The sequence below is a fragment of the Neoroseomonas oryzicola genome (genome assembly GCF_012163135.1).
GTDB lineage: Bacteria > Pseudomonadota > Alphaproteobacteria > Acetobacterales > Acetobacteraceae > Neoroseomonas > Neoroseomonas oryzicola.
Genome location: NZ_JAAVUP010000002.1, coordinates 161,128 through 180,964 on the forward strand (window position 1 = coordinate 161,128; position 19,837 = coordinate 180,964).

18 protein-coding genes are annotated in these 19,837 nt (G+C 69.6%); 4 read left to right on the forward strand and 14 right to left on the reverse strand.

The window, feature by feature from the left end; genetic code table 11:
* The first annotated feature begins 175 nt into the window (after nucleotides 1–175).
* Nucleotides 176–448, forward strand: a complete 273-nt coding sequence (locus GWK15_RS07280) for a hypothetical protein (RefSeq protein WP_168040631.1) — start codon at nucleotides 176–178, stop codon at nucleotides 446–448.
* Between the two features lie 6 nt (nucleotides 449–454).
* Here GWK15_RS07280 and GWK15_RS07285 read toward each other — a convergent pair whose 3' ends face one another.
* The 9 genes from GWK15_RS07285 to GWK15_RS07325 all read right to left on the reverse strand — a co-directional run bounded on the left by GWK15_RS07285 (nucleotide 455) and on the right by GWK15_RS07325 (nucleotide 9,887).
* Nucleotides 455–727 carry a hypothetical protein gene (locus tag GWK15_RS07285; RefSeq protein ID WP_168040633.1) on the reverse strand — a complete coding sequence of 91 codons (273 nt, stop codon included), beginning with the start codon at nucleotides 725–727 and terminating at the stop codon, nucleotides 455–457.
* A 200-nt stretch (nucleotides 728–927) separates the two neighbouring features.
* Entirely contained in the window at nucleotides 928–2,097 is a 1,170-nt protein-coding gene (locus GWK15_RS07290; RefSeq protein WP_168040635.1) for an acyl-CoA dehydrogenase family protein, read from the reverse strand.
* 4 nt (nucleotides 2,098–2,101) lie between these two features.
* Entirely contained in the window at nucleotides 2,102–2,866 is a 765-nt protein-coding gene (locus GWK15_RS07295) for an enoyl-CoA hydratase/isomerase family protein (RefSeq protein WP_168040637.1), read from the reverse strand.
* Nucleotides 2,863–3,933, reverse strand: a complete 1,071-nt coding sequence (locus tag GWK15_RS07300) for an acyl-CoA dehydrogenase family protein (protein WP_168040639.1) — start codon at nucleotides 3,931–3,933, stop codon at nucleotides 2,863–2,865. Before GWK15_RS07300 ends, GWK15_RS07295 begins: the two co-directional genes overlap by 4 nt.
* Nucleotides 3,934–4,018: 85 nt before the next feature.
* Nucleotides 4,019–4,660, reverse strand: coding sequence for a 3-oxoacid CoA-transferase subunit B (locus GWK15_RS07305; RefSeq protein WP_168040641.1), 642 nt, complete (start codon nucleotides 4,658–4,660; stop codon nucleotides 4,019–4,021).
* Between the two features lie 106 nt (nucleotides 4,661–4,766).
* Nucleotides 4,767–5,447 carry a 3-oxoacid CoA-transferase subunit A gene (locus GWK15_RS07310; protein ID WP_168040643.1) on the reverse strand — a complete coding sequence of 227 codons (681 nt, stop codon included), beginning with the start codon at nucleotides 5,445–5,447 and terminating at the stop codon, nucleotides 4,767–4,769.
* A 25-nt stretch (nucleotides 5,448–5,472) separates the two neighbouring features.
* A complete protein-coding gene (locus GWK15_RS07315; RefSeq protein WP_168040645.1) occupies nucleotides 5,473–6,330 on the reverse strand; it encodes a MaoC/PaaZ C-terminal domain-containing protein in 858 nt (285 codons plus the stop codon).
* Nucleotides 6,327–8,465 carry an acetate--CoA ligase family protein gene (locus GWK15_RS07320; RefSeq protein WP_209442084.1) on the reverse strand — a complete coding sequence of 713 codons (2,139 nt, stop codon included), beginning with the start codon at nucleotides 8,463–8,465 and terminating at the stop codon, nucleotides 6,327–6,329. The genes GWK15_RS07315 and GWK15_RS07320 overlap by 4 nt, the downstream gene beginning before the upstream one ends.
* Before the next feature lie 150 nt (nucleotides 8,466–8,615).
* A complete protein-coding gene (locus tag GWK15_RS07325; protein WP_245211500.1) occupies nucleotides 8,616–9,887 on the reverse strand; it encodes a lytic transglycosylase domain-containing protein in 1,272 nt (423 codons plus the stop codon).
* A gap of 348 nt (nucleotides 9,888–10,235) precedes the next feature.
* Here GWK15_RS07325 and GWK15_RS07330 point away from each other — a divergent pair, with 348 nt between their 5' ends.
* The 3 genes from GWK15_RS07330 to GWK15_RS07340 are packed head-to-tail and all read left to right on the forward strand — an operon-like array spanning nucleotide 10,236 to nucleotide 12,419.
* Nucleotides 10,236–10,790, forward strand: coding sequence for an outer membrane lipoprotein (locus tag GWK15_RS07330; protein ID WP_168040647.1), 555 nt, complete (start codon nucleotides 10,236–10,238; stop codon nucleotides 10,788–10,790).
* Between the two features lie 50 nt (nucleotides 10,791–10,840).
* The gene (locus GWK15_RS07335; protein WP_168040648.1) at nucleotides 10,841–11,674 is read left to right on the forward strand and encodes an ABC transporter permease; all 834 of its coding nucleotides are present in this window, start codon (nucleotides 10,841–10,843) and stop codon (nucleotides 11,672–11,674) included.
* Between the two features lie 4 nt (nucleotides 11,675–11,678).
* On the forward strand, nucleotides 11,679–12,419 hold the full coding sequence (locus GWK15_RS07340) for an ABC transporter ATP-binding protein (protein ID WP_168040649.1): 741 nt from the start codon (nucleotides 11,679–11,681) through the stop codon (nucleotides 12,417–12,419).
* On the opposite strand, the gene GWK15_RS07345 is transcribed toward GWK15_RS07340, so the two are convergent.
* The 5 genes from GWK15_RS07345 to GWK15_RS07365 form a co-directional block, all read right to left on the reverse strand.
* Nucleotides 12,416–13,069, reverse strand: coding sequence for a class I SAM-dependent methyltransferase (locus GWK15_RS07345; RefSeq protein WP_168040650.1), 654 nt, complete (start codon nucleotides 13,067–13,069; stop codon nucleotides 12,416–12,418). The genes GWK15_RS07340 and GWK15_RS07345 overlap by 4 nt on opposite strands.
* Nucleotides 13,070–13,163: 94 nt before the next feature.
* Complete coding sequence (locus GWK15_RS07350) at nucleotides 13,164–14,303, reverse strand: glycosyltransferase family 4 protein (protein ID WP_338147207.1); 1,140 nt, start codon at nucleotides 14,301–14,303, stop codon at nucleotides 13,164–13,166.
* Nucleotides 14,304–14,307: 4 nt separating this feature from the next.
* Nucleotides 14,308–16,680, reverse strand: a complete 2,373-nt coding sequence (locus GWK15_RS07355) for a glycosyltransferase (RefSeq protein WP_168040651.1) — start codon at nucleotides 16,678–16,680, stop codon at nucleotides 14,308–14,310.
* Nucleotides 16,681–16,799: 119 nt separating this feature from the next.
* Nucleotides 16,800–18,404, reverse strand: a complete 1,605-nt coding sequence (locus tag GWK15_RS07360; protein WP_168040652.1) for a glycosyltransferase — start codon at nucleotides 18,402–18,404, stop codon at nucleotides 16,800–16,802.
* Between the two features lie 222 nt (nucleotides 18,405–18,626).
* Nucleotides 18,627–19,652, reverse strand: coding sequence for an FkbM family methyltransferase (locus GWK15_RS07365; RefSeq protein ID WP_168040653.1), 1,026 nt, complete (start codon nucleotides 19,650–19,652; stop codon nucleotides 18,627–18,629).
* Nucleotides 19,653–19,837 lie beyond the last annotated feature (185 nt).

The following is a 19,837-nucleotide window of genomic DNA, read 5'->3' on the forward strand; positions in this document are numbered from 1 at the left end:
GCCCAGGCTCGGCCGGTGAGTTCGATTTAGCTTCGCGCGGCGAAGGCGCGCACCATCCACCGGGCAAAACTTTCAGGACGAAGCGCCGTATCATCTTTCCGCGCGGCAGTGGCGGGCCGCGACGGCGATCTGGCAAGGTCGTCCGTCGCGGGAGGACGCGATGCAACGAGCGTCAATGCCGGCATTCGCAAGCCTTGCCGTCGTGCTGGCGGCGGCGCCCGCCTCCGCCCAGACGGAGGCGGTGGCCCGGCGCGAATGCCTCCAGGCCATTCGCCAACAGGGCGTGCGCGGCTATGCGCTCGATAATCCGCGATTTGCTCGGGCGGGGGATGCCGCGGCGCTGACGGGCGGGCTCGTCCTTGGGGCAAGCCGGCTTGACTTCAGTTGCACGCTCGATCGCCGCGGCAAGGTCACCGACCTCGTCCTGACGACGCCGCCGGCAAGGTAGCCGGGGCTAGCCCGCCTGTGGCGGCTTCGGCTGCGACAGCTGATCCATCAGACGCGCGTGGCGCGCGCGGCTCCAGAAATCGATGCTGACGATGAGAAGCACGATCGCGAGGCACAGCAGCATCAGCCCGCTGAGGTGCAGTTCTTCCTCCCAGACGCGCAGGCGGTAGCCCTCGGCCGCGGCGCTGCGCCGCGCGAGGGCGGCGCAGAGCAGGATGCCGCCGCCAAGCGCGGTGACACAGGACAATCCGCGAAACATCCGCGCCAGGGACTCGAACACCGGGACCTCCGCCGGCAGACAGCCGATCGCGGGGACTCGTATCGCAGTCATTCCGTTCGGGATCAGGCAGCCCCGGCGCAAAGTTTTCGGGGAATCGCCGGATCACGTTCCTGTTATCATTGGAAGTTTGTCGCGGACCGGGCCGCGCGGCCAGGCGCATGGCCGGCGGCGCGCGCCGCCGGCCGGAGGTCTGGCATCGCTCAGCCCGGCAGGCCGAGCACGTTCTTCGACAGGATGTTCCGCTGGATCTCGTTCGACCCGCCGTAGATCGTGGCGGGACGCGCCTGGATATACAGGCCCGTCGGGTTGAGATTGCGGTTGCCTTCCATCGGCTCCAGCAGCCCGGCGTTCTCCCCGGCGATGTCGAGCATCGTGTCGGTGATGCGCTGAAACAGCTCCGTCTGGAACACCTTCAGCATCGACACGTCGGGGCCAAGCGTCTCGCCGCGGCGCAGCTTGTCCACGAAGGCGCCGTAGAGCGACTTCAGGTCCTCGAGGTCGAGGCGCAGCCGCCCGTAGGTCTCCTGGAAGGCCGGGTCCTCCCAGGCGCCCATGCGTTCGGCGAGCTGGCGCAGCCGCGTGAAGGCATAGGCCGACAGGCGGGGCGAGCCGAGGTAGATGCGCTCGAAGGACAGCAGCGCCTTGGCCATGTCCCAGCCGCGGTTCGGCGTACCCACCAGGTTCTTCGCCGGCACGCGGACATTGTCGAAGAACACCTCGCAGAACTCGTCATGGTACTCGAGGTTGATGATCGGCTTCACCGTGATGCCGGGCGTCGCCATGTCCACCAGCAGGAAGGAGATGCCTTCCTGCTTCTTCGCGTTCTTGTCGGTGCGGACCAGCAGGAAGCACCAGTTGGCGTCCATCGCCAGCGTGGTCCAGATCTTCTGGCCGTTGACGACGTAGTGGTCGCCGTCGAGCACGGCTTCGGTGCGCAGCGCGGCAAGGTCGGACCCCGCGTTCGGCTCGGAATAGCCCTGGCACCAGATGTGCTCGCCGTTCAGGATCTTCGGCAGGAATTCCTGCTGCTGTTCCGGCGTGCCGTGGTTGATCAGCAGCGGGCCGACCATGACGATGCCGTGGTCGTTGGTGCGCGCGCAGCCGTGGCGCTCGATCTCCTCGGTGAAGATGATCTGCTTGGCCGGCGACAGGCCGAGGCCGCCGAACTGGCGCGGCCAGCCCGGGCAGAGCCAGCCCTTCTCGGCCAGCATGAAGTACCAGGGCTTGTTCTCCTCCCAGTGCAGGCGCTTGGGCGGATTGCGAAGCTCGGCCGGGTAGTTCGCCTCGATCCAGGACCGGACGTGGAGGCGGAAGGCCTCGTCCTCCATCTGGTTGAGGTCGGTGGTTTCCTTGGGGGCGATGCTGACCATCGTCTCAGCCTCCGAAGTTGGGCTTGCGCTTCTCGAGGAAGGCGGCGCGGCCTTCCTGGAAGTCGGCGGTGGTGAACAGCAGGCCCTGGAAGGTCTGCTCGTCGGCAAGCGCCTCGTCGAGGCCCTCCGACAGGATCTTCTTCGTCAGTTCGATCGGGCCGGAGGCCTCGGCGGCGAGGAAGCGCGCCTTCTCCATCGCGACCTCGAGCGCCTTGCCCGGCGCGGCGAGGAAGTCCACCAGGCCGATGCGCTCGCCCTCCGGCGCGTTCACGACCTCATGGTAGAACAGGATGCGCCGCGCCCGGCCGACGCCGACGCGGCGCGGCAGGAAATAGGGCAGGCCCATGTCGGACATCAGCCCGATCTTGTGGAAGCCGGCGACGAAGCGGGCGTCCTCGGCCGCGACGATGGTGTCGCAGGCGCAGGCCACCGCCATGCCGGCGCCGGCCGCCCAGCCTTCCACCGCGGCGATCAGCGGCTTGCCGCCGCGCGCCATCAGCCGCACCAGGCGGTGGGTGCGGCGCATGCGCTCGCGCCCGGCCAGCGCATCGCCGACATCCATCGCCGATATGTCGCCGCCGGCGCAGAAGGTGCCCGCTGCGCCGGTGACGACGATGGCGCGCACCTCGCGGTCGGCCTGGGCGCGTTCCAGCGCGTCCTCGAGCGCCGCGCGCACGGCGGGCGCGATGGCGTTCTTGCGCTGCGGGTAGTCGATGGTGAGGACGAGGACGTTGCCGTCCTTCTCCTCGCGGACGCGGGCCTCGCTCATTCCACATCCTCCGGCGCGAGCGCCATGAAGCGGCGGCGATGCAGGTTCGCCGAGCCGTACTGGTTCATGATGACCATGCCGCGCCGCAGGTAGAGCCCGACATCGTATTCATCGGTGTAGCCGATGCCGCCATGCAACTGGATGCACTGGCGCAGCACCAGCATCCCGCTTTCGATCGCGCGATGCTTGGCCTTGGACACCGCCGCTTGGCGCACCGCGCCGGTCGCCCCGGCATCGAGCGTCGCCGCGGCGCTTTCGACCGCCGCGCGGATCAGCGCGATGTGGATCTTCAGGTCCGCCGCGCGGTGCTGCAGCGCCTGGAAGGTGCCGATGATGCGGCCGAACTGCTGGCGCGTGCGGAGATAGGCGAGCGTCAGCTCGAAGGCCTTCTCCGCGAGGCCCAGCATGTGCCCGGCGGTGACCAGCGCAGCCTCGTCCAGCGCCTGCTCGATCACCGCGCCGATGTCGTCGGCAACGCGCGTCGCGCGGCCGAGGTCGGCGCGCAGCGTACCGAGGTTGCCGCCATCCATCGTCTTCTCGAGCACCAGGTCGGCGCCGGCGGCTTCCAGCACATGCAGCGAGATCAGGTTGCCCTCGCGCACCGGCAGCAGGAAGGCATCGGCGCCGGCGGCCATGGGCACGAAGACCCGCGGCGCGTCGGGCGTGCCGGGTACGGCCAACGTGTCCGCCTTTTCCTGCCACGCCGTCAGCACGACCTTCCCGCCTTCGAGCAGCGGGCCGAGCAGCGCCTTGTCCTCCGACGCGGCGAGCAGCCGGGCCGAGAGCATCGCGGGGATCAGCGGCTCGGGGGCCAGGCCCGCGCCGATCTCCTCGGCCAGCGCGACCGCCTCGGACATGCCGAGGCCGGCGCCGCCGGCCTCCTCCGTCACGGCGAGGCCGATCCAGCCCAGCGCGCCCATCTCGGCGAAGACGGCGCGGTCGAAGCCGGGGGCCTGGAAGCGCAGCGCACGCACGCGCTTGGTGTCGCCGCCGCGCGGCGCGACCGCACCCGCGCTGTCGCGGATCATGCGGATGGATTCGGTTCTGTCGTCGAGTGCCTGGCTCATCGTTCCAAGGAACCGGGGGAGGTGAACCTCCCCCGCGCCCCCTCCCTTTTCTGTCTGGGTGCCCCGCCGCCGGCGGAGCACGAAATCACTGCGTGTGGAGCGGGGCGCCGGTGACGGACTGCACCTGCTCCAGCGTCAGGCCGGGGGCGAGGTCCACCACCACGAAGCCCTTGCCGGGCACGACCTCGAAGACGCCGAGATTGGTGTAGACACGCTTCACCGCGGCCGGCGTCGTCAGCGGATAGCCGCACTGCTCCACCAGCTTCGGACGGCCGTCCTTGGTGGTGTGCTCCATGATGACCCAGAGCCGCTTCGCGCCTGCGCCGAGGTCCATCGCGCCGCCCACGGCCGGGGCCGTGTCGTTCTCGCTGGTCGCCCAGTTGGCGATGTCGCCATTCGCCGCGACCTCGAAGGCGCCGAGGACGCAGAGGTCGATATGCCCGCCGCGGATCATCGCGAAGCTGTCGGCATGGTGGCAGTAGGACCCGCCGGGACGCAGCGTGACCGGCTGCTTGCCGGCATTCACCAGCCAGGGGTCCACCTTGTCCGCGGCAGGGGCGGGACCCATGCCGAGGATGCCGTTCTCAGAATGGAAGATCACCTCGCGGTCGAGCGGCACGTAGTCGCCGACCATGGTCGGGATGCCGATGCCGAGGTTGACGATCCAGCCTTCCGGGATGTCCTGCGCCAGGCGCGCGGCCATGCCCTTGCGGTCGAAGCCCTGCATTGCTCTCTCCTGTGTTGGGGCATCCGATTCACGCCTCCGGGTGCCCGGGCCGATGGCCCTGCGCCCCTCCGGCGATCGGATGCCCGCCTCCTCTCGCGCCTAACGGTTAAGCCCAGGCCGGGCCGCGATCCACATGGATCACGCGGTTCACGAAGATTCCCGGGGTATGCACGTTCTCCGGCACCAGCTCGCCCAGCTCGCGGATGTGCGAGACCTGCGCGATGGTCAGGTCGGCGGCCATCGCCATCACCGGGTTGAAGTTCCGCCCGGAGGACCGGTAGGTCAGGTTGCCCCAGCGATCGCCCTCCCAGGCCTCGACCAGCGCGACGTCGCCCTTGAGCGCGTGTTCCATGACGTAGCGGCGGCCGTTGAACTCGCGCTCCTCCTTGCCGTGCGCGAGGATCGTGCCGACCGAGGTCGCGGTGAAGAAGGCCGGCACGCCCGCGCCCGCGGCGCGCATCCGCTCGGCCATCGTGCCCTGCGGCACGATCTCCAGCTCGATCTTCCCGGCGCGGTACAGCTCCTCGAACACCACGGACCCGGCGGAACGCGGGAAGGAGCAGATGATCTTCCGCACCCGCCCCAGTTCCATCAGCCTCGCGAGGCCGACGCGGCCCGTGCCCGCGTTGTTGGCGACGCAGGTGAGGTCCTTCGCCCCCTGCTCGATCAGCGCCTCGATCAGCTGGTCGGGCTGACCCACGGCGCCGAAGCCGCCGATCAGCACGGTCGAGCCGTCCTTGATGCCTGCCATGGCGTCCGCCATGGATTGAACGATCTTGTTGATCACGTCTCTCGATCTCCCGGCATCACCGTCACGGGTGACGGAACAGCCCGTTGCTCACGACAACCTTGTCACGCTCGACCACGCGCGCGCGGAACGCCGCGCCGCCTTCCTCGTGCCAGATCTCGGTGCGGATGGTCTCGCCCGGATAGACGGGGGAGGAGAAGCGCAGGTCCATCCGCCCGAAACGCGCGGGATCGTAGCCGCACAGCGCCTTCATCAGCGCGTGGCACACCACGCCGAAGGTGCACAGCCCGTGCAGGATCGGCTGCTTGAAGCCGGCCTTGGCGGCGACCGCGGGATCGATGTGCAGCGGGTTGTGGTCGCCGTTGAGCCGGTAGACGATCGCCTGTTCCGGCCGCGTCGCCAGGTCCACCGTGATGTCCGGCGCGCGCTCGGGTTCCGGATGCGGCTTCTTCACCGGGCCGGACGGGCCGCCGAAGCCGCCGTCGCCACGCGCGAAGGTCGTGCCTTCGAGCGTCGCGAGCTTCTCGCCCGTCTTCGCGTCCAGCACGATGCGCTCGTTGTAGAGCAGCGCGCCCTTGCCGGGACCGCGGTCGACGATGCTGCTGATCCGCGACTTGCCGATGATCTCGCCTTCGGCCGGCAGCGGCTTGTGCAGGATGACCGACTGTTCGCCGTGCAGCACCTGCGTCCAGTCCACGCCGGTATCCGGGTTGCGGATCCAGAAGCCGGGATAGCCCAGCACCACGGCCATCGACGGCATCGCCTTCAGCCGCGGCTCATACAGGAAGTCGAGCTGCTTCTCGTCCATCGGGTCCTGCCCGAGGCCGATCGAGAAGTTGTAGAGCGCCGTGTCCTGCCAGCGGATGGTCTGGCGGATCTCCGGGATCGGGTAGTTGAGCAGGTGGTCGTGGTTGATCGTCACTTGCCGTCCTCCACCTCGATCACGGCATCCGCGGCGAAGGCGCCCTGGCCTTCGGGCAGCACCAGGAGCGGGTTCACGTCGACCGAGAGCAAACGGTCACCCGCACCCGCCGCGAAGCGCGACAGCGCGGCGAGCGCGCCGGCCAGCGCCTTCACATCCGCCTTCGGCCGCCCGCGCGCGCCGTCGAGCAGCGGGAAGCCCTTCAGCGAGCGGATCATCCGCTCCGCCTCGGCCTCGCCGAAGGGGCAGCGGCGGAAGGAGACGTCCTTCAGGATCTCGATGAAGACGCCACCGAGGCCGACCATCGCGACCGGTCCGAAGACCGGGTCGCGCGCGACGCCGAGCGCCATCTCGACCGCGCCCTTGATCTGCTTCGCGATCAGCACGCCCTCGATGCGCGCGCCGGGGGCGCGTTCGGCCGCGCGCTGCAGCAGCGTCGCATGCGCCGCGCGCACCGATGCGGCGTCGGCGAGGTCGAGGATGACGCCGCCGATCTCGCTCTTGTGCAGGATGTCGGGCGACAGGATCTTCGCGACCACCGGAAAGCCGAAGGACTCCGCCGCGGCAACGGCCTCGTCGGCCGACACGCAGGCCTTCTCGGGCACCGCGGGCACGCCGGCCTTGGCCAGGATGCGCTTGCCCTCGGCCTCGGTCGGCGTGGTCGCCGGCAGGGTCACGTCGGGGACGACGATCTCCTCGGGCGGCGGGGCGGCGAAGGCGGTGCCGAAGCGGCCCATCGCCTCGATCGCCGCGACGGCGCGCGTCGGGTCCTCGAAGACGAGATACCCGTCCTCCTCATAGGCCTTCACCTTGTCGGCCGAGGCGATGGCCGAGAGCACCCACAGCCTGTCGGGGAACTTCTCCCGTGCCTGCTTCAGATAGGGCCGCAGCTTCGGCGCCATGGTGGTCGACCCGCCGGTCTGCGTCAGGAAGACCAGCATCGAGCCATAGCCGCCGGCCTCCGCGGTGGTCTCGAGGAATTGCGGGAAGAGCTCCGTCTGGTTCACCGCCTGGGCGGTGCAGTCCACCGGGTTGCGCGGCGCGCAGAAGGAGATCAGCGACTTGAGATGCGCCTGCGACGCCTCGGGCAATGGCGGCATGGCCACGCCCATCGCTTCCGCCGCGTCCGAGATCAGCACGCCCGCGCCGCCCGAGACGGTGATGACGCCCATGGTGTTGCGCACCGGATAGATGCGCTTCGTCGCCGCATAGGCGATGTCGAGCATCTGCTCCGTCGTGTTCGCGCGCACGACGCCGAATTCGTCGAGCACGGCCTGGGTGATGGTGTCGTCGCCGGCGATCGAGGCGGTGTGCGACTTCGCCGCATGGCCGCCCAGTTCGGACCGCCCGACCTTCATCAGCACGACCGGCTTGCGGTTGCGCCGCGCGAGATCCAGCGCCGCGGTGAAGCGTGCGCTTTCCCGGATCCCTTCGGCATAGGCGCAGATCACCTCGACCTCGGGCGCCTGCGCCATCCAGCCGATGACCTCGCCGAGCGAGACGTCGCTCTCGTTGCCCGTGGTGATGCAGACGGGCGTGCCGATGCCGCGCTGGCGCGAGACCGCGAAGACATGCGTGCCGTACGCGCCGGACTGGGAGGCGATGCCGATGTTGCCCGGCAGCGGCCAGCCCTGTTCGAAGGACAGGGAGAACATCGGGTAGAAGTTCACCGCCGCGTTGAACAGGCCGAGGCAGTTCGGCCCCAGAAGCCGCATCCCATGCTTGCGCGCCGCGGCGACCAGGCGGTCCTGCATGGCCTGGCCGGCCTCGTCCACTTCGGCGAAGCCGGCGGTGAAGACGATCGCCGCGCGGCAGCCCTTGGCGCCGAGGTCGTCGACCGCCTGCACCGCGGATTCGCCCGGCACGGCGACGATGGCGACGTCGGGCGTCTGCGGCAGCGCGGTGACCGAGGCGAAGGCGGGCAGCCCCTGCACCGTCGGACGGTTCGGGTTCACCGGGAGGATGGTTCCCGCGAAGCCCTGGCGCTGCATGTAGGCGATCGGCCGGCCGCCGATGCGCGTCGCGTCGTCCGAGGCGCCGACGATGGCGACGGAACGCGGGCGCACCATGGCATCGAGGGCGGCGAAGCCCGAGGCGGGCAGCGTTGGTCGCGGATGGCCGCCTTCGGCGGGCATGGTCGTTCCTCCGGTGATGTGCGGCGCGCAGGGTGGCTGCCATGCGCCGGGGCGGCAAGGGGGCCAGCCCTGCGCGGACGCGGAATCAGGCGCGCATGAAAAAGGGCCGCGACCCTGCGGCCGCGGCCCCGATGCTGGAGGCGATGCGCCTCAGGCGCCCGGCGCGACCACCGTGCAGGCGCCGTGGGCGCGCAGGCGCGAACAGGCCTGCTCCGCCGCCTGGCGGCTCAGTCCGGTGACGCGCGCGCGGTACAGGGTCGAATTACCCTGGCGGACCGGCGTGACCGCGGTGCGCGTGCCCATCTGGGCGACGGTGTCGCGGGCCTGGTTCGCCGTGGTGCGGGCGAGATTTTCCGAGGCGAAGGCGCCGACCTGCACGCTCCACTGGCTGCCGCCATTGCCGGCCGCGACGGGGGCGGCGGGCGTCGGCAGCGAGGCCTGGCGGACCGGCACCGGGGCGCTCGGCAGGGTGCCGGCATGGGCGGTGCCGACCAGTCCGAAGCCGCGGAGCGGCGCGGCGGCCGGGGCGCGGCGCTCGGCGGCGCGGGCGGCGGCGGCCTCCTCGGCCTGCTGCTGGGCGCGCTCGATTTCCGACTGGCGGGCGGCCTCGGCGATGGCGAGGCGGGCGCTCGGCGTCAGGGTCGGGTTCTCGATGCCCTGCATGTAGGTCGGCGTCAGCGCGGCCTGGGCCTGGCCGACGACCGACGGTGCGGGCGGCGGCGGCGGGGCGACGGCCGCGAGGCTCGCGACCTGCACCGGGGCGGCGACGGGCGGCGGCGGCGCGGCCGCCACCTGGACCGGGGCGGGCGTGTCGCGCTGGTCGCGCAGCGCGAGCGCCGTGCCGCTGCCCACCGGGCGCGGCCCGGCCGGGACGTAGAAGCCCATCTCGGCGGCGGCGTAGACTTCCGGCGCGGCGCGGCGGTTCGGCGCGGCGCTGGCGATGCGCGGGCCGATGCGGGAGACGTAGTTGCGCGTCTCGTTCGGCAGGCCGCGGCCGCCCCAGAGGTATTCCTCGAGCCGGCGCGGGCCGGCGTTGTAGGCGGCGAGGAAGGCCGGGTTGCCGTAGAGCTCGTACATCTCGCGCAGATAGGCGGCGCCGGCCTGGATGCTGTCGTAGGGGTGATAGGGATCCGGGCCGAGGTTGTAGCGGGCCTGCAGTTCCCGGTAGGTCCCCGGCATCACCTGCATCAGACCCATCGCGCCGGCCGGCGAGACGGCATTGGCACGCCCGCCACTCTCCTGGCGCATCACCTCACGGATCCAGAGTTCCGGCACGTCGAACCGGCGGGAGGCGTCGCGAATCCAGGGTCCCCAGGGGTCGCTCGGCGGCCCGGGCGGGGACGTGCTGTCCGGCCGGTTGTAGTAGGGCCCGTTCGACGCGCTGCGCGTCCCGGTCTGGGCACAGGCGGAGAGCAAGGCCATCAACGCGATGGCCATGACGGCCCTGGCACCGCCCCTGAGAGTTCCGGTCATTCCCCCTGGTCCCCATTCGGCCCCGGCATCATGCCAGCCCTAACAAGGGACGAGCCGGATCCCCTTCCGGCCCCTCCGGGCTGGCCCGCCAGCGGGCGATACACACAGTCCTCTGAAGTCTTGCGTAGGCCAGGCCCCGAGGCCGGGTCAAGCATTCCCGCCGCACCGCATCATGTGGTGGGTCGGCCGCCGCCCCCGATGCCAGGGGTGGAAGTCATCCACCATATTGCGGCCATTCCGGGGCGGTCGAATATGCTGGCTCGATTGCGCACCGCCCCGATTCCGGAGACCTGTCACATGCTCGACCCGCGCCGGCTCGCGCCGATTTGTGTTCTTCTCGCCCTGGGCGGCGGGCTCGTGGCCTGCGCCCCCGCAACGAATTCCACGGTGGATCGCTCGGCGCTGGGCGCCTCGGGCTATGTCTCCTACGGGACGATCGTCGGCATGCGGCCGGTGTCCGTGCAGGGGACCCGGACAGGGCTGGGCGCCGGGACGGGCGCGGTCGCGGGCGGCCTGGTGGGCAGCACCATCGGCGGCGACTGGCGCGCGCGCACGGTGGCGGGCGTGGTCGGCGCGCTCGCCGGCGGCGTGGCGGGTGCGGCCATCGAGGAAGGCGTCACCCGCGGCAATGCCATGGAATTCATCATCCGCGACGATGACGGCTCGACGCGGGCGGTGGTGCAGACCAACGAGCTCGGCCTGAACGTGGGCGACCGCGTCGTCATCACCCAGACCGACCGGATCCGGCTGTCGCGCGCCGGCGGGCCGGCCCCGGCCGGGTATGGCGGCTATTCGGGCGCCTATGGCGGCGGCGGATATGGCGGGCCGGTCGACGCCCGCGGCGGCAAGTAGCGGCCGCCACCCTTTCGGCCCGGGCGAGGGGGGTGTAGAAGCCGCCCCCCATGTACCATGCCGCAAACCCGGTCCGAGAATTCGACGCAGCGGCGCCGCGCCGGCGCGAACGCGCGCTCGAGGACCTCGAGGGCGGCTTCGCCCGCTGGCGCCTGGCCTGGGCGCTGGCGCGCGGGGACATCACGCACCGCTACCGCGGCTCGGTGCTCGGGCCCTTCTGGCTGACGATCTCGACCGGCGTGATGCTGACCGCGCTCGGCATCCTCTACGCCAAGCTCTTCAAGATGGATGTCGCGAGCTATCTGCCGTGGCTGTCCGTCAGCCTGATCGTCTGGGCGGTGATCTCGCAGGTGGTCACCGACGCGACCACGAGCCTGACCGGGGCGGAGGGCGTGATCCGCCAGATGCCGCTGCCCTACACGGTCCATGCGCTGCGCGTGGTGTTCCGCAACGCGGTGGTCGCGGCGCACAACCTGCCGCTCATCTTCGTGGTCTTCGCGGTGTTCGGCGTGATGCCGTCCTGGACGGTGGTGCTGGCGATACCCGGGCTGTTGCTGCTCGGCGTGGCGGGCTTCGCCGCATCGATCTTCCTCGGCATGATCTGCGCGCGGTTCCGCGACATCCCGCCGATCGTCGGATCGGTCATGCAGATCGCCTTCTTCGTCTCCCCGGTGATCTGGAAGCCGGAGATGGTCGGGCATTGGGAACCCTTCCTGCCGATCAACCCCTTCTTCGCGCTGATGGAGACGATCCGGGCGCCGCTGATGGGCACGACCGGCGGGATCGTCGTGTGGCTGACGGCGGTCTTCTGGACCGGCGTCCTGGCCGCGCTGGCCTGGACCTTCTTCGCCCGCTTCCGCGGCCGCATCGCGTTCTGGGTCTGACGCCATGGCGCTCGTCGACGTCGCGGGGCTCGCGATCGAGTTCCCGCTCTATCACCACAACGCGCGATCGCTGAAGCAGCGGATCCTCGCCTCCTCGCCGCTGCGGCTGAAGAAGGACGAGGACAACCGCATCGTCGTTGCGGCTCTGCGCGACCTCACGTTCCGGATCGGCAATGGCGAGCGCGTCGCCCTGGTCGGCCCGAACGGGGCGGGGAAGACGACGCTGCTGCGCACCATCGCCGGCGTCTACGAGCCCGTCGCGGGCACGCTGCGGGTCGAGGGGGAGATCGGGTCCCTGATCGACCCCGCGGCCGGGATGGACCCGCTGCTGACGGGGCGCGAGAACGTCGTGCTGCGCGCCCTCTATCGCGGCCTGACCGAGGCGGATGGCCGCGCGCTCGCCGACGAGGTGGCGGGCTTCGCCGGCCTCGGCGAGTTCTTCGAGGTGCCGATCCGTGGCTATTCTGCGGGCATGAGCGTGCGCCTGTCCTTCGCCATGGCGACGGCGATGACACCGTCGATCCTGCTGATGGACGAATGGTTCCTCGCCGGCGATTCCGACTTCATGAAGAAGGCCGAGACGCGCCTGTCCAAGCTTGTCACCGATGCCGAGATCCTGATCATCGCGACGCACGACATGTCCATCGTGCGGAAGTGGTGCACGCGGGCGATCCGGCTGGAGGGCGGGCGAATCCTCGCCGACGGCACGGTGGACGAGGTGCTCGGCGCGGAGACGGTGACCTAAGCCACCGTGTCCGGCCGGCGGAGCGCGATATCGTACAGCGCTTCCCCGTTCATGCAGAAATAGGCGACCGGCCAGCCATCCGCGACGGCGAACTCGCACACCGCCTGGTGCACGCCGAAGACGCCGAGGCCTGGGCGCACGATCCGCGCGAAATCATTGAAGACGAGCAGCCCGCCCGGCTTCACCCGCGCCTTGGCGGCGGCGATGTCGGCGGCGACCGCCTGGTATTCGTGGTCGGCGTCGACATAGATCCAGTCGAAGGCCGGCGCGCCGGGGGTGGCGAGGTAGGCCGTCGTCATCGTCTCGTGCCGATGGACGCGCGGGTCGTCCAGCACGTCCTTGCGGCAGTTCTCGAAGGTGATGTCGACCAGGTGCAGCGCCGACGGCTGCACGACGTCGAGGATCGCGCGCGCGAAATCGCCGCGCCAGGTGCCCAGTTCGCAGACGACGCCGCCCTTGGGCAGGCGGCGGAGCATCTCGGCGCGGTCATTCAGCAGCACTGCCCCGTCGAGCTGCTGCTGCGGAATGGTCGGCGCATGCGCCGGCGCGGGCCGGAACACCAGCCGCATGAGGCGGGCGAGCGTCTTCAGCCATTCCGGCGTCAGCCGCCGGAAGAACAACTCGGCACGGTAGAGGCTGTCGCGGCTCATACGGTGGGCTCGGCACCCGTCGGGGCTGGCATGGGGTGAAGGCTGCTTCCTGGGTTGCGCGGCGGGGTCCGTCCCGGTCGGCCGCGGGCGCCGCTTATCGCCCGCCGGCCGCCCCGGGGCTAGTCCCGCGGGCGCTCGCGGCGAGGATCGAGACGAGTTGCGCGGTGAGGCCATCCCAGTCGGCCAGGCGATGCGCGCTCTCCCGCGCCCCCGCGGCGAGGGCGGCGAGGCGCGTGGCGTCGCAGGCCTCGGCCATGGCGGCGGCGAGCGCCTCGGCCGAGACCGCCTGGGCGACCAGGCCGTCCAGCCCGTCGCGGACCTGTTCCGCCAGCCCGCCGACCGGGGTGACGATCGCCGGCACGCCGAGCGCCAGGGCGACGGGAACCACGCCACTCTGGCTGGCTTCCCGGTAAGGCAGGACCGCGGCATCCGCCGCGGCGAGCAGGCCGACGAGGTCGGTTTCCGACAGCCAGCCGGGCCGCAGGGTGACGCCCGGCAAGGCGCCGATCCCCGGGGCCAGTGCCTCCGGATCCCCTTCGCCGGCGACGAGCAGGGTCGCGCCAGGATGGTCGCGCCGGAGCAGCGGCCAGGCGTCGCGCAGCAGGTCGATGCCCTTGTAGGGCAGCAGGCGGCCGAGATGGACGAAATGCGGGCCGCCGCCCGCGGGACGTGCCGGCCGGGCGTCCGCCCCGGGCACCACCGGCGCCGGCAGTGTCAGGCGATGCAGCGGCAGGTCGGGACGCCGCCGGCGCAGGCCCGCGGCCACGCTGTCCGAGAAGACGATCGCCTCCGCCGCGGCATCGAGTTCGCGGCCGAGGCGCCATTCCCACAGCGAGGCCGGGTCACCGGGATGCGGTTCGGCGTCATGGACCATCGGCACGTAGCGCAGCCCGGCCCGCTTCAGGACGGGGGCGACCAGGGGCGTCCAGAGATGCGTCATGGTCGAGACCACGGCATCGGCCTGGAAGCCCTGGGCCTGGCGCCGCAGGCGACGTGCGAGGAAGGGCACCGCCGGCAGCCGCGCGGCGAAGCCCGCGAGGCTGGAATAGGTCCGCACCGCGTCGACCGGCAGGCCGAGCGCCTCGATCCCGTCGCGCAACTCGCATTGCGCGGAGATCGACAGCGCGACTTCGACGTCGGGCCGCCGCGCCAGGGCGGTGGCGAGGGCCTGGCTGATCTGCGCCCCCGCCCCCCGACGCCCCCAGTACCAGAGCAGGATGCGCAGCGGCGCCACCCGCTCAGCCGCGCCGGCGAATGCCGGTCGCCTTCAGTGCGCGAATGACATAGCCGCGCAGGCGCCAGAAGGGGCTGCGCTTCATGGCCTCGATTTCCGCGAGCGCCCGCAGGAGTTCGCCCGAGGGACGCGCCGGCGCCGCCGTGCCCGACTTGCCGCTGGTGCGGGCCAGGGCCGCAACGGCAAGGTCCGGGCGTTCCTGCAGCCAGGCCTGGATGCCGGACTGGTAGGTGCGGAATTCGCGCCAGCCGGGCCCCGGGCGCGGCGCGCGGCCGTCCTGGAGCGCGTCGATCGTCGCGCGGAAGGCGGCGAGGGAATCGCGCGCCTGCGCCGCCGTGGTGAACTTCGCGGCCTGGGCCACGCCCGCCGCGACCCGCGCGGCGCGCGTCGCCGGGTCGGACAGCGCGACCAGCGCATCGGCGGCGGCCTCGGCATCGTCCGGCCCGACGAAGATCGCGGCATCGCCGCCGACCTCGACGAGGGAGGAGTTCGGGCAGGTGATCACCGGCCCGCCGCAGGCCATCGCCTCGAGCACCGGCATGCCGAAGCCCTCGTAGCGCGACGGGTAGACCAGCGCGTGGGCGCCCGAATAGAGCCGTCGCAGCGTCGCGTCGTCCGCCTTGATGCGGCGGAAGCGCACCGAGCGGGCAGCAGCGGCGAAGGCGGGTTCGATCTCGGCAAGGCCGCCGACGCAGACGATCTCGAGCTTGAGGCCGCGCTTCGCGGCGATCTCGGCCGCGCGGAAGGCGAGGATGCCGTTCTTGTAGCCGCCCGCGCCGCTGCGGTCGCCGACCATCAGGACATAGGGGCCGCGCAGGTCGAGGCTGCGCCGCGTCTCCGCGATCTCTGCCTCGCTCGCCGGGGCGAAGCCGGGGGGCAGGCCGCAATAGGCGAGCGCGACCTGCTCCTCCTTCACCTCGGGGAACAGGTTCGCGAGGTCGCGGGCCGAACTGCGCGAGATCATCGCATGCCCGGCGGCGTGGCGGATGGCGCGCGCCTTCTCCTGCCAGTCCTCGTAAGCGAGATCCACGCCGGTCATCTCCGGGATCATGTCGTAGCCGAAGAAGAAGGAGGGCGTCTCGACGGGCGTCGAATAGTAGGTCGAGACGAAGAGGTCAGCGCCGAGGTCGCGGCAGATGCGCTCGAGGTAGAGACTGTCGGCGCCGGTGCGGCCGTAGTCGTGCGCGGCGATGGTGCGCGTGTGCACGCCCGGGATCCGCGGGGCGGTGCCGTCGCGGTCGAGCAGTATGAAATGGTCTGCGAGGCCCGCGGTTACCCATTCTTCGAGCATGGTGTACCAGACACGGCCGATGCCGGAAGAATTGTACTGCCAGTAGATGCCGTCGATCAGGATGCGCGGGCGGGCGGGGACGGGGGCGCGGTCCTTGGCACCTTCGGGGGGCGCGAAGGACCAGGCGCCGTCGGCGTCCTGGCGGGCAAGCGGCTCCAGCCTGAAATGGGACGCCTTGTCGAACATCGTCCGGTCGGTGACCCAGGCGAAGTGGTCGGCGAGAAGGCCTGGCTCCTCCCGGGCAAGCAGCTTGCGCCACTGCGCCGTGGCGCCGGCATAGCCGTAGTAGGATTCCTTGAAGGCGAGTTGCGCCTCGGTGACGTAGGCGAAGTGCTGGAAGACACAGCCGAAGGATTCGGTCTCGTCCTGCATGAAGGGCTGCAGCGTCGCGATGTCGATGGGCTCGCCGCCGTCCGCGCGCGGGCGCACCAGGGTCGGTGGTTCGTGCGCGGCCCAGTGGTCGCCCGGCCGGAAGCGCCAGGCGCGGAGCCATTCCACCGCGGGGTTCTGCGCGTAGTTGTTGCGCGTGCTGACGATCTGGTCGGGGCCGACGAAGTACCAGCACCAGTAGAAGGCGGCGCCCCGCCCGGGCTCGGCGAGGAACCGCCGGCGCATCTCCTCGACCTGGTCGACCGTCCAGAGCTCGTCGGCGTCCATCTGCCAGAGCAGGCAGGCTTCGTCGATGTTGGGCAGCGGCGCGTTGACCATCTCCGTCTTGCCGTCCCAGAACGCGCCGGGCGGCTTGCGGTAGATGGTGACCTGGCCGGGGTAGCGGCGGGCGAGGTCGTCGAGGTATTCGCTTGTGCCGTCGATGCTGCGACCTTCGCGGTGGATGTCGTCGGTGACCTTGCCGCCGTGTGCGACGCTCCAGGCCGTGTCGTGGCGCAGGGCTGCGACGCCTTCGACCACGTGCCAGTGCCAGCGGAAGGGCAGCTTCGCCAGCATCGTCTCGTGGTAGCGGATGAAGGGCTCGCCGTTCAGCACGATGGTGAAGAAGTGGACCGGCAGGTCGTTGGCTTCCTCCGCAACGGACCTCGTCGACTGAGCACGAGACGGCTCGTCGCCAAACGACAGGATCAAACTCATAGGTCTGCTCCGAGAGCGGGCGCCTTATAATGCGGGCGGCACGCAGCGGGTAGAAATCGAGACAGCCGTGCGCCCTCAGTAGCGGATTTGGGGACGCGAGTTAACCTGGGCCCTGAGATTCAGGATTCGTCCCCTTGAACCGCCATGTTGAAGTCGTGAACCGCTGCTGGAGCAAGGGGACGGTTACGCTGAACGAATCGCAGCGACTGCGCACGCAGGTGCCAGCGGTGGTAGAGGGCGTCAGCGTCCTCCGCCGGATAGGATAGAGTCCAGTTGTCGCGCTGGGTCTGGCGCCAACGCCATTCGGCCGTGGCCGTGCCTGTGAAGCACGGCTCCGTCCGACTGGCGATTGACGCCATGAGGAAGACGTCTTCCGCCAGTTCCAGGCGCGGGTTGGTCAGCGCGCGCTCGTCCAGCAGGTTCCGCCGAGCGATCCAGGCGTGAATGCCGATGACGTTGTGGACAGGCGTGAGTCTTCGGAAATCCTCCTCATGCAGCGTGAACAACTCGCGCCGCTCGCGGCTGGTCCGCGGGGCCCGGGAGGTTGAGTCTCGGCGCGTCTGAAAGAAATGCCCTTCGTCGTCATGCACACGCATCAGTCCGGAATAGGCGAATCCGCTATGTGGATGGCGCTCTAGACACTGCATCACCGAGGCGACGTGGTTCGGGTGGAAGGTATCGTCGTCGTCCAGGATTCCGATGTACTCGGCCGTCGTATGGTTCACGCCGGCCCATAGCGAGGTCCCCCGATTGCCGTCGTTCGCAACGATGACATGGTTAATCCAGTCGAAGCGTTCGCGGAACTCCTCTATCAGCGCATCCAGCCCCTCGACGGGATGGAATTGCAGTAATGTCACGGCGATGGATGGCCAAGTCTGGGCGGCGAGGCTCGTTAGCGCGCGCCGTACCATATCCTGCGGCCTGAGCCCGATTCGGACGACGTACTCGACGGTGGGTGGCGTGGCGCCGCGGAAAGACGTGACCGGCACCATGCCGCGGCGCTCCCGCACACGGTCTAGGTAATCGGGCAGCGTCTCGAGCATGCGCTCAAGCGAAAGTCGCCGGCGAAACAACTCGTTTGCGCGGTACGCGAGGTTCTGCGCGCCTTCGGGGTTGGCTGCCGCCCAGTGCAAATGGTCCGTTACCTGCTTGGCGATCGCCGGTGGCGGGAGGTTCGCGTTCACGTAAAGGACCGCGTTGCGGAACCAGTGACGCGGGAAATCGAAATCATCTGTGATGATGAGTGCGCCGGCCGATGCGGCCTCGAAGAGGCGCATTGAAGGGCAGTTCCAAGCTCGGTGAGCGCTTTTGTGCAGGCACAGCGCGACACCGGAACGCCGGAGCGCCTCGATCACTGAAACACCGTCGAACGGCAGCGTGCCGCGGTAGCTTTCCTTGTGGTCGCGCCAGGCATCCGGTGGCCCGTAGATGTCCATCGGCACCTGGCCGTCGAGGTGCCGGAAGACGGCGCCATGCCGGGACCCGTCCCAATGGATACCCGCGTACATGAGGCGGAGTTCACCGGGCAGTGGACCGGTCGGGCCGGCGTCGGGAGAGGACGGCAGCATCAGCCCATCATGGATCACGCTGTCCTTGCCGCGGCCGGTGACGAAGTCGTCCACCCATCGCGCTATCGTTTCTGACCCGCAGAGGTAGCCGTCGTAGCTAAGAATTGCGTCGTGCGCGGCACCGTCGCCCTGGAAATACGAGGGCGCATTCCACATCAGCCCGATTGTCGGGACCCCAGTTAGCTTCGGTGTGAAGTGATGGGTGGCCAGGACGCAGTCGGGCTTGGCCGCGATGATGTCGTCTGACGTGACAACGGGGACAGCGGAGAATCCGAGTACCTCGCAGGCACGAATGCATCGGCGTATCCACTCCGCCTCCGCGGTGTAGGACGCATCAGGAAATGCGTTCTGTAGGGCGATTCGCATGTCGGGCTTCGCTCAGTGAGCCACGAACAGGCCATCGACCTGCAGCAGTCGGCCCGAACGCGGATCGCGGAATGCTGGCTCGAGCCCAACGCAGTGATAGCCTGCCGCTGCGAGATAAGAGAGCATCTCCTTTAGGTCAGGGGCACCTTCGTAGAGTTCGGCTAATGACATTTCGCAGAGGATCACCTTAACCTGCGAACGGCGTTCTGTCAGGCCTTCCAGCACCTCCTTCTCATAGCCCTGAGTATCAATCTTGATCGCAAAGAGGGTCGTAGGATCGGTGAAGACTGACCCGATAATATAATCGAGTGTTCGCACGGGGCAGGTTTCGCGGTGGCTGTAAGTCGACTGTGGTGCCGCTGCCCGATGTAGATCCGCCATCGGCAGGATCGATGAACTCCACGAATTACTGGCGACATTGATTTCAGTCTCGCCGTTCGATGAACCAAGCGCACAGCGCTCGGCAACATCCCACAGCGCATCTGCGCCTGCGACCACGCGCAACGCCGCGTGCGCGTCGGAGAGCGGCTCGAAGCTCACGACATGGCCCTTCCAGCCGGCGCCGCGAAGTTTAGTGCCAAACTGGCCGGCGTTTGCCCCGACGTCGAGAACGGTGTCGATGGCGAACGATCTGCATTCCGCCACGAACTGCGCTGCTAACGGCTCGACGGCCAGCGTCGCTGACTGGGCCGACACGGGCGGAGCGACGAGCGGGACGTTCCGCGCTGGCGCGATCTCCTGCTGCCGAATACGGGCGATGTCCCAGGTAAAGGGCTGCGACAGACGGAGGCGATGCCCTAATTGACGCCAGCGCGAACGGCTGAGTTCCTCCTGTAGGCGCACGAGTCGTAGATATTCGCCACGCAAGGCAGCCGCGCCCGGCACCGCTTCCTGAGCGGCATTCTCCGCAATGAACGGCGACCTCCAGTCGCTGCTTTCCCAGTCGGTCGGACGGGAGAAGCCAAGACGCCTGCCGAGGCGAACCCAGCGCGACCGCTCGGTCGCGGCCTCGATCTCCGATTGCGCCTGTTTGATCATGTCAAGGAGCGCGCTCTCGGAGAGGCCCCCAAGACTACCTCCATCGAACTCTGGCTTCGGCCGGCCGTCTTCGCGAGCGACGATAGATCGCTCTCGCGCTCCCGCGAGTTCCCTACGAAGGCGTACCAGATCTTCCGCCTGAACCTCGATTATGCGACGTAAAGCGCTAGTGTCATACGCTCCGC

Bases quoted from the DNA above. Each gene is read 5' to 3' on its own strand.
- GWK15_RS07280 (WP_168040631.1), top strand. From the start codon at position 176: ATGCCGGCATTCGCAAGCCTTGCCGTCGTGCTGGCGGCGGCGCCCGCC.
- GWK15_RS07290 (WP_168040635.1), bottom strand. From the start codon at position 2,097: ATGGTCAGCATCGCCCCCAAGGAAACCACCGACCTCAACCAGATGGAG.
- GWK15_RS07295 (WP_168040637.1), bottom strand. From the start codon at position 2,866: ATGAGCGAGGCCCGCGTCCGCGAGGAGAAGGACGGCAACGTCCTCGTC.
- GWK15_RS07300 (WP_168040639.1), bottom strand. From the start codon at position 3,933: ATGAGCCAGGCACTCGACGACAGAACCGAATCCATCCGCATGATCCGC.
- GWK15_RS07305 (WP_168040641.1), bottom strand. From the start codon at position 4,660: ATGCAGGGCTTCGACCGCAAGGGCATGGCCGCGCGCCTGGCGCAGGAC.
- GWK15_RS07320 (WP_209442084.1), bottom strand. From the start codon at position 8,465: ATGCCCGCCGAAGGCGGCCATCCGCGACCAACGCTGCCCGCCTCGGGC.
- GWK15_RS07325 (WP_245211500.1), bottom strand. From the start codon at position 9,887: ATGGCCTTGCTCTCCGCCTGTGCCCAGACCGGGACGCGCAGCGCGTCG.
- GWK15_RS07330 (WP_168040647.1), top strand. From the start codon at position 10,236: ATGCTCGACCCGCGCCGGCTCGCGCCGATTTGTGTTCTTCTCGCCCTG.
- GWK15_RS07335 (WP_168040648.1), top strand. From the start codon at position 10,841: ATGTACCATGCCGCAAACCCGGTCCGAGAATTCGACGCAGCGGCGCCG.
- GWK15_RS07340 (WP_168040649.1), top strand. From the start codon at position 11,679: ATGGCGCTCGTCGACGTCGCGGGGCTCGCGATCGAGTTCCCGCTCTAT.
- GWK15_RS07345 (WP_168040650.1), bottom strand. From the start codon at position 13,069: ATGAGCCGCGACAGCCTCTACCGTGCCGAGTTGTTCTTCCGGCGGCTG.
- GWK15_RS07355 (WP_168040651.1), bottom strand. From the start codon at position 16,680: ATGAGTTTGATCCTGTCGTTTGGCGACGAGCCGTCTCGTGCTCAGTCG.
- GWK15_RS07360 (WP_168040652.1), bottom strand. From the start codon at position 18,404: ATGTGGAATGCGCCCTCGTATTTCCAGGGCGACGGTGCCGCGCACGAC.
- GWK15_RS07365 (WP_168040653.1), bottom strand. From the start codon at position 19,652: ATGATCAAACAGGCGCAATCGGAGATCGAGGCCGCGACCGAGCGGTCG.